The sequence below is a fragment of the Tabrizicola fusiformis genome (assembly GCF_013328815.1).
Taxonomy (GTDB): Bacteria; Pseudomonadota; Alphaproteobacteria; order Rhodobacterales; family Rhodobacteraceae; genus Fuscibacter.
In genome coordinates, this window is record NZ_JABUHN010000002.1 from 321,298 (window position 1) to 334,403 (window position 13,106).

The 13,106-nt window shown below is 65.2% G+C and carries 11 protein-coding genes; all 11 read left to right on the forward strand.

Going from position 1 to position 13,106, the window contains the following annotated elements; translation table 11 throughout:
• Positions 1 to 39 precede the first annotated feature (39 nt).
• The 11 genes from HS053_RS04170 (at position 40) to phoU (ending at position 13,106) form a co-directional block, all read left to right on the forward strand.
• Positions 40 to 858, forward strand: a complete 819-nt coding sequence (locus HS053_RS04170; RefSeq protein WP_174209946.1) for a MurR/RpiR family transcriptional regulator — start codon at positions 40 to 42, stop codon at positions 856 to 858.
• Positions 859 to 945: 87 nt separating this feature from the next.
• Positions 946 to 2,865: a bifunctional 5-dehydro-2-deoxygluconokinase/5-dehydro-2-deoxyphosphogluconate aldolase gene (locus HS053_RS04175; protein WP_174209947.1), complete on the forward strand. Its 1,920-nt coding sequence runs from the start codon at positions 946 to 948 to the stop codon at positions 2,863 to 2,865.
• Positions 2,862 to 4,691, forward strand: a complete 1,830-nt coding sequence (gene iolD, locus HS053_RS04180; RefSeq protein ID WP_174209948.1) for a 3D-(3,5/4)-trihydroxycyclohexane-1,2-dione acylhydrolase (decyclizing) — start codon at positions 2,862 to 2,864, stop codon at positions 4,689 to 4,691. The genes HS053_RS04175 and iolD overlap by 4 nt, the downstream gene beginning before the upstream one ends.
• A gap of 7 nt (positions 4,692 to 4,698) precedes the next feature.
• A complete protein-coding gene (gene iolE, locus HS053_RS04185) occupies positions 4,699 to 5,595 on the forward strand; it encodes a myo-inosose-2 dehydratase (protein WP_174209949.1) in 897 nt (298 codons plus the stop codon).
• An 87-nt stretch (positions 5,596 to 5,682) separates the two neighbouring features.
• Positions 5,683 to 6,498 carry a 5-deoxy-glucuronate isomerase gene (iolB, locus tag HS053_RS04190; protein ID WP_174209950.1) on the forward strand — a complete coding sequence of 272 codons (816 nt, stop codon included), beginning with the start codon at positions 5,683 to 5,685 and terminating at the stop codon, positions 6,496 to 6,498.
• 60 nt (positions 6,499 to 6,558) lie between these two features.
• Positions 6,559 to 7,575 (forward strand): ATP-binding protein, encoded by a 1,017-nt coding sequence (locus tag HS053_RS04195; RefSeq protein WP_174209951.1) that lies wholly within the window; start codon positions 6,559 to 6,561, stop codon positions 7,573 to 7,575.
• 121 nt (positions 7,576 to 7,696) lie between these two features.
• Positions 7,697 to 8,752: a substrate-binding domain-containing protein gene (locus HS053_RS04200; protein WP_174209952.1), complete on the forward strand. Its 1,056-nt coding sequence runs from the start codon at positions 7,697 to 7,699 to the stop codon at positions 8,750 to 8,752.
• Positions 8,753 to 8,812: 60 nt separating this feature from the next.
• Positions 8,813 to 10,270, forward strand: a complete 1,458-nt coding sequence (pstC, locus tag HS053_RS04205; protein ID WP_174209953.1) for a phosphate ABC transporter permease subunit PstC — start codon at positions 8,813 to 8,815, stop codon at positions 10,268 to 10,270.
• Positions 10,267 to 11,568, forward strand: coding sequence for a phosphate ABC transporter permease PstA (gene pstA / locus HS053_RS04210; RefSeq protein ID WP_174209954.1), 1,302 nt, complete (start codon positions 10,267 to 10,269; stop codon positions 11,566 to 11,568). The genes pstC and pstA overlap by 4 nt, the downstream gene beginning before the upstream one ends.
• 9 nt (positions 11,569 to 11,577) lie before the next feature.
• On the forward strand, positions 11,578 to 12,372 hold the full coding sequence (gene pstB / locus HS053_RS04215; protein ID WP_174209955.1) for a phosphate ABC transporter ATP-binding protein PstB: 795 nt from the start codon (positions 11,578 to 11,580) through the stop codon (positions 12,370 to 12,372).
• A gap of 11 nt (positions 12,373 to 12,383) precedes the next feature.
• Positions 12,384 to 13,106, forward strand: a complete 723-nt coding sequence (phoU, locus tag HS053_RS04220; protein ID WP_174209956.1) for a phosphate signaling complex protein PhoU — start codon at positions 12,384 to 12,386, stop codon at positions 13,104 to 13,106.

The window sequence follows — 13,106 nt, forward strand, 5'->3', positions numbered from 1 at the left end:
GCTGCTAGCCTCTCGTTCCGGGCAATGGGAAGGGCCGCCATGGATGAGATCAGCACAGCGCCCGCGAGCATTGAAGAATTCCGCGCCCGGCTGGCCGGGGTGATCGACGGCCTGCCGCGCCGGTTGCGGCAATGTGCTGACCATATCGCGGCCAATTCCGACCGCATCGCGGTTTCGACGGTGGCCGAACTGGCGGCGGGGGCGGATGTGCCGCCTTCGGCTGTCATGCGTTTTTGCCAGATCCTTGGCTTTTCGGGCTTTTCCGAGATGCAGCGCCTGTTCCGCGAGGCTTATGCCCCCGGCTGGCCCGATTATTCCACCCGGCTGCGCAATCTGAAAGACGGCGGCGCGGGCAGCCCGCAGGCGCTGTTGGGGGAATTCATCGAAGCCGGGCGGCTGTCGCTGGAAGCCTTGGCCAAGGGGGTGGACGAGGCGGCGCTGGCGCAAGCGGTGGCGGTGCTGGCGGCGGCGGAAACCGTGCATGTGGTGGGGTTGCGCCGGGCCTATCCTGTGGCCAGCTATCTGGCCTATGTCTTTGACAAGATGGAGGTTCCGGCGATGCTGCACGATGGCGTGGGCAAGCTGGACCACCGTTTTGCCCTGCGCCCCGGCGATGCGGTTCTGGCGGTGACCTTTGCCCCCTATTCCGAGGAAACGCTGTCGCTGGCGGCAGATGCGCGGCAACGCGGCCTGCCGGTGGTGGGGCTGACCGATCTGCTGACCAGCCCGCTGGCCCGGCTTGCCGATGCCGTCCTGACGGTGCCCGAGGTGGATTTCGGGGCCTTCCGCTCTCTCTCGGCCACGCTTGCACTGGCGATGGCGCTGGCGGTCGCGGTGGGCTCGGCGCGGGAGGGCTGAAAAAACTCTTCCGTTGTGGCGAGAAATAGAATATTTGTTCCAAAGCCGCTGCGGGTCCGAATCCTGTCCGGCGCAGATGGGGGACGCATGAAAAGCCTTGATATCATCACCATCGGTCGGGCCTCGGTCGATCTTTACGGCGCGCAGGTGGGCGGGCGGCTTGAGGATATGGGGTCGTTCCAGAAATACATCGGCGGCAGCCCCTGCAACATGGCGGCGGGCACGGCGCGGCTGGGGCTGCGTTCGGCGCTGATCACCCGGGTCGGGGATGAGCATATGGGCCGCTTTATCCGCGAGGAGCTGGCGCGCGAAGGCGTGGATGTGCGGGGGGTCAGGACCGATCCGCAGCGGCTGACGGCGCTGGTGCTCCTAGGCATCCGCGATGAACATCAGTTTCCGCTGATCTTCTACCGCGAGAATTGCGCCGACATGGCGCTCTGCGAAGACGACATCGACGAAGGCTTTATCGCCGAGGCGCGGGCGGTGGTGGCGACGGGCACCCATCTGAGCCATCCGCGCACCGAGGCGGCGGTGCTGAAGGCGCTGCATCTGGCGCGGCAGCATGGTGCGCGCACCGCACTCGACATCGACTATCGCCCCAACCTTTGGGGACTGGCGGGGCATGGCGACGGTGAAAGCCGCTTTATCGAAAGCGCCGCCGTCACCGCCAAGCTGCAAACCACGCTGCATCTGTTCGATCTGATCGTCGGCACCGAGGAAGAGTTCCATATTGCCGGCGGCACCACCGACACCATCGCGGCGCTGCGGGCGGTGCGGGCGGTTTCGGGGGCCACGCTGGTCTGCAAGCGCGGGCCGATGGGGGCGGTCGCCTTCACCGGCGCCATTCCCGATACGCTGGACGAAGGTCAGGCTGGCCCGGGCTTTCCGATTGAGGTGTTCAATGTTCTGGGCGCCGGGGATGGGTTCATGTCCGGCCTGCTCAAGGGCTGGATGGATGACGAAAGCTGGCCGGTGGCGCTGACCTATGCCAATGCCTGCGGGGCCTTTGCCGTCAGCCGCCACGGCTGCACCCCGGCCTATCCCAGTTGGGCCGAGTTGCAGTTTTTCCTGAACCGGGGGGTGAAGGAAAAGGCGCTGCGCAAGGATGCCGAACTGGAGCAGATGCATTGGGCGACCAACCGGCATGACGATTGGTCCACCATGCGGGTGTTCGCCTTTGACCACCGGATGCAACTTGAGGCGATGGAAGGGGCCACGCCGGAAAAGATCGGCGCCTTCAAGGGCCTCTGCCTGAAGGCGGCGCTGCGGGTGGCGGATGGCAAGCCCGGCCACGGCATCCTGTGCGACAGCCGTCTGGGGCGTGAGGCGCTTTATGCCGCCGCGGGCACCGGCCTGTGGATTGGCCGTCCGGTGGAATGGCCCGGTTCGCGCCCCTTGACGCTGGAGCCGGAAATCGGCCCGGATTTCGGCGGGCTTTCCGAATGGCCCTTGGGCCATGTGGTGAAGGTTCTGTGCTTCTATCACCCTGATGACGATGCCGCGACGCGGGCGGATCAGGAGGCGACGGTGACGCGCCTCTTCCACGCCTGCCGCCGCAACCGGCTGGAAATGCTGCTGGAAATCATCCCGTCCAAAGTTGCGGCGGTGGATGATGACACCTCGGCCACGGTGATCCGCCGCTTTTATGAGATCGGGGTCTATCCCGACTGGTGGAAACTGGAGCCCTTTGCCACAGATACCGCATGGGACCGCGCCTGCGCCGCGATCACCGAGAATGATCCGAATGTGCGCGGTGTGGTGGTGCTGGGGCTGGATGCCGCCGAGGACGCGCTTGCGGCCTCGCTGGCGCTGGCGGCGCGGCATGATCTGGTCAAGGGTTTTGCCGTTGGCCGCACGATCTTTGCCGATGCCGCCCGGGGCTGGCTGGCCGGCACGATGACGGATGAGGCGGCCATCGCCATGATGGCCGAACGCTATGCGCGGCTGTGCGGCATCTGGGATGCGGCGCGCGCCGGGCTGAATACGGGGGAGGGGATTTCGGCATGACGACCATTCGTCTTACAGCGGCGCAAGCCATGATGCGCTGGCTTGCGGTGCAGATGACCGAAGAGGGCGAGCGTTTCATCGACGGCGTCTGGGCGATCTTCGGCCATGGCAATGTGGCGGGCATCGGCGAGGCGCTTTATTCCGTGCGCGACCGGCTGCCCACATGGCGCGGCCAGAACGAACAGACCATGGCCCATGCCGCCATCGCCTATGCCAAGACGATGAAGCGGCGCCGCGCGATGGCCGTCACCTCTTCGATCGGGCCGGGGGCGACGAATATGGTCACCGCGGCGGCGCTGGCCCATGTGAACCGGCTGCCGGTGCTGTTCATCACCGGCGATGTCTTTGCCAGCCGCGCGCCCGATCCGGTCTTGCAGCAGATCGAGGATTTCGACGATTCCACGGTCAGCGCGAATGACTGTTTCCGCCCCGTGGTGCGCTATTTCGACCGTATCAGCCGGCCCGAGCATATCCTGTCGGCGCTGCCGCGGGCGCTGCGGGTGATGACCGATCCGGCCAATTGCGGCCCGGTCTGCCTTGCCTTCTGTCAGGACACGCAGGCCGAAGCCTGGGATTACCCGGTGGAGTTCTTTGAGCCGCGCGTCTGGCACATCCGCCGCCCGGAACCCGATGCCCGTGAACTGGCGGCGGCGGTGGCGGCGATCAAGGCTGCCAAGCGCCCGCTGATCGTGACGGGGGGCGGGGTGATCTATTCCGGCGCCGAGGCGACGCTGCGCAGCTTTGCCCGCAAGCACAATATTCCGATGGTGGAAACGCAGGCCGGCAAGGGCGCGGTCGATTGGGAAGAACCGCTGCATTTCGGCTCTCCGGGGGTGACGGGCACCGGCTGCGGCAACGAACTGGCGGCGACAGCCGATCTGGTGATCGGCATCGGCACGCGGTTTCAGGATTTCACCACCGGCTCGTGGACGGTATTTTCCGCACCGGGGCGCAAGCTCTTGTCCATCAACATCCATGGCCATGATGCCGCCAAGCGCGGCGCGCAATCGCTGGTCAGCGATGCCAAGGTGGCGCTGGAAAAGATCGGCGCGGCTTTGGGCGACCATGCCTTTGCCGACCCCGATTTCGCGGCGCGCGAGGCGTGGTTCCGCACCACCGACCGGCTGATGGCGCCGCCCATGGACAGCAATGCGCTGCCCTCGGATGCGCAGGTGATCGGGGCGGTGCAGCGGCAATGCGGCAAGAATTCCATCGTCATGTGCGCGGCGGGCACCATGCCGGGCGCCTTGCAGGTGCTGTGGCGCGCGGCGCGGGGCGGCTATCACATGGAATATGGCTATTCCTGCATGGGCTATGAAATCGCCGGGGCCATGGGCATCAAGATGGCCGCACCGCAGGCCGATGTGGTCTGCATGGTGGGCGATGGCAGCTATATGATGGCCAACAGCGAGCTGGCGACGGCGGTGATGATGGGCGTGCCCTTTACCGTCGTTCTGACCGACAACCGCGGCTATGGCTGCATCAACCGGCTGCAAAAGGCGACGGGCGGGGCGCCCTTCAACAACCTCTTGGACGACAGCCACCATGTGAACCCGGCCAATATCGACTTTGTGGCCCATGCCCGTTCGATGGGGGCCGATGTGGTGCGCGCCAGCGGGATCGGCGCGCTGGAATCCGCCATGGCGGCGGCCAAGGGGGCGACGATCCCCACCGTGATCGTGATCGACACCGACCCGATGCCGGGCACCGGCGCCGGCGGAAGCTGGTGGGAAGTGGCCGTGCCCGCCGTTTCGGACCGCGCCGAAGTGCAGGCCGCCCGCCACGACTATGAAGCAAACACCGCCCGGCAATGGCTGGGCAATTGAGGCAACCATGATCCTTTTCGGAACCAATCCCATCGCCTGGGCCAATGACGACGACCAGAGCATCGGCGCCGATATTCCGACCGCCCGTATTCTGGACGAGGCGGGCCGCCAGATCGGCTTTGACGGGATCGAGAACGGCCACCGCTGGCCGGATGACCCCGAAGAATTGCGCGCCCTTCTGGCGTCTTACGGGCTGAAGTTCATCTCGGGCTGGTATTCTACCAATCTTCTGGTGCAATCGGTCGAGGATGAGATTGCGGCGGTGCAGCCCCATCTGGCCAAGCTTCGGCACAACGGCTGCAAGGTCTGCATCGTCTGCGAAACCTCCAACGCGATTCATGGCGATGCGGGCCGTCCGGTGAACGACCGGCCGACCCTGAGCGCTGCCGAAATGGTGGCCTTCGGCGCCAAGCTTGAGGTGTTCGCCGCCTATCTTGCCGGGCAGGGGGTGACGCTGGTTTACCACCACCATATGGGCACCATCGTCGAAAGCCCCGAAGAGATTGACGCGCTGATGGCCGCGACCGGGCCGCACACGCATCTTCTATTCGATGCCGGCCATTGCACCTTTGGCGGCGGCGATCCGGTGGCGGTGCTGACGCGCCATGCCGCGCGGGTGAAGCATTTCCACGCCAAGAACATCCGCCCCGCCATCACCGCCAAGGTGCGGGCCGAGGGATGGTCCTTCCTGCAAGGGGTGGTGGGCGGTGCTTTTACCGTGCCGGGCGATCAGGAAGGCGGCGTCGATTTCGCGCCGCTGCTGAAGATCCTTGCCGGTGCGGGCTATGACGGCTGGATCGTGATCGAGGCCGAGCAGGATCCGAAGGTGCGCAATCCGCTTTTGTATCAGACGCTCGGTCTGGCGACGCTGAAGCGGCTTTCGCGCGAGGCGGGCCTGATCTGAGCGGCGGCGGAGAACCGGGGGTTTCACACCCCCGGACCCCCGTGGGATATTTGGGCCAAGATGAAAGCCTTGGCGGGAGGAAATGCGATGGCCGATCTCTTGCGGAAACCCTCGGGCATGCGGGGCAAGGTGCATGACATCACGCCGGAAAGCGCGGGCTGGGGGCATGTGGGCTTTGGCCTGTATCGGCTTGAGGCGGGGGACCGGGCGGCGGAAGTCACCGGCGGGCGCGAGGTGATCCTTGTGCTGGTCGAGGGCAAGGCGCAGGTCACCGCCGCCGGGCAGGATTGGGGCGAGATGGGCGACCGGATGGATGTGTTCGAGAAGACGCCGCCGCATTGCCTTTATGTGCCGGGCGGCGAAAGCTGGGAGGCGGTGGCGACAACGCCTTGCGTGCTGGCGGTCTGTTCGGCGCCCGCAAAGGGCGGCCACAAGGCGCAGCGGTTGGGGCCGGAGGGCATCACGCTCACCCCGCGCGGGCAGGGGGCCAACACCCGCCACATCAACAACATCGCCATGGAGGCGCGCGAGGTCTGCGACAACCTTCTGGTGACCGAGGTGTTCACGCCGTCCGGCAACTGGTCAAGCTATCCCAGCCACCGCCATGACGAGGACGATTATCCGCGCATGACCTATCTGGAGGAAAGCTATTACCACCGGCTGAACCCGGCGCAGGGCTTTGGCGTGCAGCGGGTCTATACCGAGGATGGCTCTCTGGACGAGACCATGGCGGTGAAGAACCATGATGTGGTTCTGGTGCCGAAGGGGCATCATCCCTGCGGCGCGCCCTATGGCTATGAGATGTATTATCTGAACGTCATGGCCGGGCCTTTGCGCAAATGGCGGTTCCAGAACGATCCCGACCATGACTGGATTTACCGCCGCGACAATCCGGGGGCGTGAACCAACTGGCCAGACTGCCGCCTAGCCGTTAGGAACGGGGCAGGCGGTCTGGGGGCGGCGATGGTTGGTTCGGTGGCAGAGATTCTGGCGGGCATCCCGATGCCGGTGGTGCTGATCGGTGCAGACGAGCGGGTGGCCGAGGCCAATCCGGCGGCGCAGGCTTTGTTCGGCGCCGGGTTGGTGGGGCGGCACCACGGGTTGGGTTTCCGGCAGCCGGACCTTCTGGCGGCCATCGTGCAGGCGCGGCAGGGCCGGGCCGGGCGGGTGCGGCTGGTCAGCCCCGGATTGCCAAATGACCGGGTGCATGAGGTGACGGTGACGCCGGTTTCGGGCGGGGTTCTGCTGGCCTTCGAAGACCTGTCGGCGCTGGCGCAGATGGATCAGATGCGCCGCGATTTCGTGGCCAATGTCAGCCATGAGTTGCGCACGCCCCTGACCGCGATGATCGGTTTCATAGAGACGTTGCAGGGCCCGGCCCGCAACGATGCCACGGCGCGCGAGCGGTTCCTTGGCATCATGGCGCGCGAGGCGGAACGGATGAACCGCCTTGTGCGCGACCTCTTGCATCTGAGCCGGGTGGAAAGCGAAGAGCGCCAGCGCCCGGCAGAAGAGGTGGATATTGCCGCCCTTGCCCGCGCTTCGGTGGCGGCGCTGCGGCCTTTGGCCGAGCGGGGCGGGGTGGCGCTGCGGCTGGAGGGGGCCGAGGCGCCGGTGCCCTTGCGTGCCGATGCCGACCAGATGACGCAGGTCTTGTCGAACCTGATCGAGAATGCGGTGAAATACGGCAGTCCGCAGGGGGCGGAGGTGCTGGTGAAACTGGCGCGGGAAGAGGGGCCGCGCGGCCCGCAGCTCCGCCTGTCGGTGTCAGATCAGGGTGAGGGCATCGAATCGCAGCACCTGCCGCGCCTGACCGAGCGGTTCTACCGCGTCGATGGCCACCGCTCGCGCGAGAAGGGCGGGACCGGGCTGGGGCTGGCCATCGTCAAGCACATCGTTAACCGCCACCGGGGCCGCCTGATCATCGAAAGCGAGCCGGGCAAGGGCAGCCGGTTTTCGGCGCTGCTGCCGCTGGAATGATCGCCCGGAAGGGGTGTCATGCAACTGTTACACAACTGTCGCAAAAGCGTGGCCAAGCGGCCCTAGACGGGGCGGCGACGAAGGGGCATCCGGCCCCCTCGCAAGACAGACGGAGCGACAGATGTCCCTTTCCAAGATTTCCGTTTCGACGCTGGCGATTCTCGCCGCCTCGACCCTGGCCGCCTCGGCCCGCGATCAGTTGCAGATTGCCGGTTCCTCGACCGTGCTGCCCTATGCGACCATCGTTGCCGAAGCCTTCGGTGAAAACTTCGACTTCCCGACCCCGGTCGTGGAAGGCGGCGGTTCGGGTGCGGGCCGCAAGAAGCTGTGCGAAGGCGTGGGCGAAGGCACCATCGACATCGCCAATTCCTCCAGCCGCATCAAGCAATCGGACATCGACCTCTGCGCCACCAATGGCGTGAACGAGATCATGGAAGTGCGCATCGGCTATGACGGGATCGTCTTTGCCAGCGACATCGCCGGTGCCGATTTCGCCCTGACCCCCGCCGATGTCTGGGGCGCTCTGGCGGCCGAAACCGTCAAGGACGGCGCCGCTGCCGCCAACACCGCCAAGACTTGGGCCGATGTGAACCCGGCTCTGCCCGCGCAAGACATCCTGGCCTTCATCCCGGGCACCAAGCACGGCACCCGTGAAGTGTTCGATCTGAACGTGATCGAAAAGGGCTGCAAGGACGCTGGCGCCTATGACGTCTACCTCGCCGCCTCGACCGGCGCCGATGAGGATGCCAAGAAGAAGGAAGCCGCCGAGAAGTGCCTCGCCCTGCGCACCGATGGCGTTTCGGTGGACATCGACGGCGACTATACCGAAACCCTGTCGCGCATCGCGGCCAACAAGACCGCCATCGGCGTCTTCGGTCTGTCCTTCTACGAAAACAACACCGACAAGCTGAAGGTTGCCACCGTCAACGGTGTGGTTCCCTCGGTCGAGACCATCTCGAAGGGCGAATACCCGGTGTCGCGTCCGCTGTTCTTCTACGTCAAGAAGGCGCATATCGGCGTGATCCCCGGCCTGAAGGAATATATCGAGTTCTTCGTGTCCGACGACATGGCTGGCCCGGATGGCGCGCTGGCCGCCTACGGTCTGGTTCCCGACCCGGAGCTGGCCGCGACCCAGGCTGCCGTGGCCGCTGAAACCCCGATGGGCCCGCTGCAATAAGCTTCCGATCAAGGGCGGCGCGGGTGATCGCGCCGCCCCCTCCCATTTCGCAGGAACGCCATGAGCATCGGACTCCTCTTGTTGATCATCCTCGGCCTTGGCCTTGCAGGATGGCTGGTTGGGCGGCAGCGCGCCGTCGCATCCGTCGCGGGCGATATCCGCAAGCTGCATTCGCTGCCCGGCTACTACGGGCATACCGTTTTTCTGATGACCACCGTCCCGGCCTTCCTGCTGATGATCGCCTGGACCCTGGCGCAACCCGTGGTGATCGAGAGCCGCATCGCGGACATGATCGCCACTTCCGACATTCCTGAAGGCAGCTCGCGCGGTCTGGTGATGGCCGATGTGCGGCGCATCGCGGACGGGCTGGATGCCGTTGTTGCGCGGGGCGAGGGCGATGCCACCCTTGCCGCCGTGGGTGTCGAAGGCGCCGATATCCGCGCCCGGCTGGCCGAAGCCGGCGTCGCCGTGGGCGGCGAAGTGAAGCCTTCGGTTCTGGCGGCGGCCCTTGAATACCGCGCCCTGTCGGGCACCGCACTGACCGCGCTGGCGGCGGTGGCGCTGATCCTGGCGCTGGCCGGGCTGGGCTGGTCGATCTCGCGCATTCAGGGCGAATACCGCGCCCGAAACGCCACCGAAGCCTTTGTCATGTGGCTGCTGATCGGCTGTTCGCTGATCGCGGTGCTGACGACCGTGGGCATCATCGCCTCGCTGGTGTTCGAGACGGCGCATTTCTTCCGCCTCTATCCGGCGGCGGACTTCTTCTTCTCTGCCACCTGGAACCCGAAATTCGGAGGCGGTTCGTCGCTGGGCATCTGGCCGCTGGTCTGGGGCACGCTTTACGTCTCGGCGATTTCGCTGGTGGTGGCGGTGCCGGTCGGGCTGATGAGTGCGATCTATCTGGCCGAATATGCCAGCAAGCGCACCCGGTCCTGGGTGAAACCGGCCATCGAGATTCTGGCGGGCATCCCCACCATCGTCTATGGCCTTTTCGCGCTGATCACCGTGGGCCCCCTGCTGCGTGACTGGTTCGCCCAGCCTCTGGGACTGGGCAGCAGCTCGTCCTCGGTGATGACGGCGGGGCTGGTCATGGGGATCATGGTCATTCCCTTCGTCTCGTCGCTGTCCGATGACATCATCAACGCGGTGCCGCAGAGCTTGCGCGACGGCTCGCTGGGCCTTGGTGCCACGTCTTCGGAAACCGTGCGACAGGTGGTGTTGCCCGCCGCATTGCCGGGCATCGTCGGCGCCGTCCTTCTGGCTGCCAGCCGTGCCATCGGCGAAACCATGATCGTGGTCATGGGCGCGGGGGCCGCTGCCAAGCTGTCGCTGAACCCGTTCGAGGCGATGACGACCGTTACCGTCAAGATCGTCAGCCAGTTGACCGGCGATACCGAATTTGCCAGCCCCGAAACGCTGGTGGCCTTTGCCCTCGGGCTGACGCTGTTCACGCTGACGCTGGGGCTGAACATCCTCGCCCTCTACATCGTCCGCAAATACCGGGAGCAATACGAATGAGCGGCTCGCTTCTGACGCAGGATCCGCGCACCAAGGCGCGCAATGCCGCCGAGCGCCGGTTCCGCGGTTACGGTCTGACGGCCATCGTGGTGGCGCTGCTGGCGCTTGTCTGGCTGTTGATCTCGATTTTTTCGGCGGGGCTGCCGGCCTTTCGGCAGACCTTCCTGACCTTCCCGGTCACGCTGGACGAAAAGGTGCTGGACAAATCGGGCACCCGCGACATTGCGGTGATGTCCAAGGTCACCACCGTTGCCTTTGCCAAGCTGCTGTCGCAGTCGATCGAGGCGGAAATCACCGCCCGCGGCATCGACCTTGGCGGTGCATCGGCCAAGGATGTGACCAAGCTCGTTTCCGAGGAATCTGCGGCAACGCTGCGCCGGATGGTGCTGGCCGATCCCGCGCTGGTGGGCACCACCATCGAGTTCACCGCACTGGCGACTGGCCGGATCGACGGCTATTACAAAGGCCGCGTGACGATGGAAAGCGCTGCGCTGGACAAGAACACCTCGCCCGAGCAACTGGTTCTGGCCGACAAGCTGAAAGAGGCGGGTATCCTTGGCACGCGCCTCAACAGCGGTTTCCTGACCATGCCCGACGCTTCGGACAAACGCCCCGAGGCCGCCGGTCTGGGGATTGCCGTGGTCGGTTCCTTCCTGATGATGGTGGTGGTTCTGGTGCTGTCGCTGCCCATCGGGGTGGCCGCCTCGGTCTATCTTGAGGAGTTTGCGCCGAAGAACTGGCTGACCGACCTGATCGAGGTGAACATCGCCAATCTGGCCGCTGTGCCTTCGATCGTCTACGGTATCCTCGGCCTTGCGATCTTCATCAACTTTGCCGGGCTGCCGCAATCGGCGCCCATCGTCGGCGGCCTTGTGCTGACGCTGATGACGCTGCCGCGGATCATCATTCCGACCCGCGCCGCGCTGAAAGCCGTGCCGCCCAGCATCCGCGATGCGGCGCTGGGGGTGGGGGCGTCCAAGCTGCAAACCGTGCTGCACCATGTCCTGCCGCTGGCAATGCCGGGCATCCTGACCGGCATGATCATCGGCCTGGCGCAGGCGCTGGGTGAAACCGCGCCGCTCCTTCTGATCGGCATGGTGGCCTTCGTGCGTGACTTCCCCGGCGGCCTCTTTGACCCCGCCGCGGCCCTGCCGGTGCAGGTCTATAACTGGACCCAGCGCGGCGATCCCGGCTTTGTCGAGCGGGCCTCGGGTGCGATCATCGTTCTTCTTCTCTTCCTCATCGTGATGAACACTGTGGCCATCATCCTGCGCCGCAAGTTCGAGCGCCGCTGGTAAGGTGCCAAAATGAAAGACCTCGTTATGGAGACTCGCGTGGACGTTCAGACCGTCAAGATCGAAGCCCGCAAGGCGCAGGTGTTCTACGGCACCAACCATGCGATCAAGGATGTCGATGTCGATATCCTCGACAAGACGGTGACCGCCTTCATCGGCCCGTCGGGCTGCGGCAAATCCACCTTCCTGCGCTGCCTGAACCGGATGAACGACACGATTGCCTCGTGTCGCGTCGAAGGCAAGATCACGCTGGAAGGCGAAGACATCTATGACCCCCGTGTCGATCCGGTGCAGTTGCGCGCCAAGATCGGCATGGTGTTCCAGAAGCCGAACCCCTTCCCCAAGTCGATCTATGACAATGTGGCCTATGGCCCCAAGATCCACGGTCTGACCCGCAACAAGGCGGAACTGGATCAGGTCGTGGAAAGCTGCCTGCGCAAGGCGGCGCTCTGGAATGAGGTGAAGGACCGTCTGCACGCGCCGGGTACCGGCCTGTCGGGTGGCCAGCAACAACGCCTCTGCATCGCCCGCGCCATTGCCACCAGCCCCGAAGTGCTGTTGATGGACGAACCCTGCTCGGCCCTTGACCCAATCGCCACGGCACAGGTCGAAGAGCTGATCGACGAGCTGCGCAGCCAGTTTTCGGTGGTGATCGTTACCCATTCGATGCAGCAGGCCGCCCGGGTCAGCCAGAAGACCGCTTTCTTCCACCTCGGCAATCTGGTGGAATTCGGCGAGACCTCGCAGATTTTCACCAATCCGCGCGACCCGCGGACGGAATCCTATATCACCGGCCGGATCGGCTGACGGAGGCGAACATGCTCAATGACCAGCACATCCTGCGGGCCTTCGACCGCGATCTTGAATCCGTTCAGGCGATGATCATGAAGATGGGCGGCCTTGTCGAAGCTGCCCTCGCCGATGCCGCCAAGGCGCTGGAAACCCAGGACGAGGCGCTTGCCGAACAGGTGCGTCGTGGCGATGCGGCGATTGATGCGCTGGAAAGCGACGTCAACACCGAATGCGCCCGGCTTATCGCGCTGCGCGGCCCCATCGCGGGCGATCTGCGCACCGTGCTGACGGTGATGAAGATTGCCTCCAGCCTTGAACGCTGCGGCGATTATGCCAAGAATCTGGCCAAACGCTCGCTCCTCCTTGGCACCATGACGCCGATCCCGGGAGCGGCCGGTTCTATCCGCCGTCTGGCGCGGCAGGTGGGGCTTCTGCTCAAGGACGCGTTGGATGCCTTCATCGCCCGCGATCCGGGTCTGGCCGAGGATGTGCGCCAGCGTGACCATGAAGTGGACCAGATGTATAACGCGCTGTTCCGCGAATTCCTGACCTTCATGCTGGAAGATCCGCGTAACATTTCCGCCTGTATGCACCTGCATTTCATCGCCAAGAACATCGAGCGGGTGGGCGACCACGCCACCACCATCGCCGAACAAGTGATCTATCTGACCACCGGCGCCCTGCCGGGCGAGGCGCGGCCCAAGGCCGACCTCACGCAGGACGGGCTTTCGACGGGCGGGCAGGGCTGA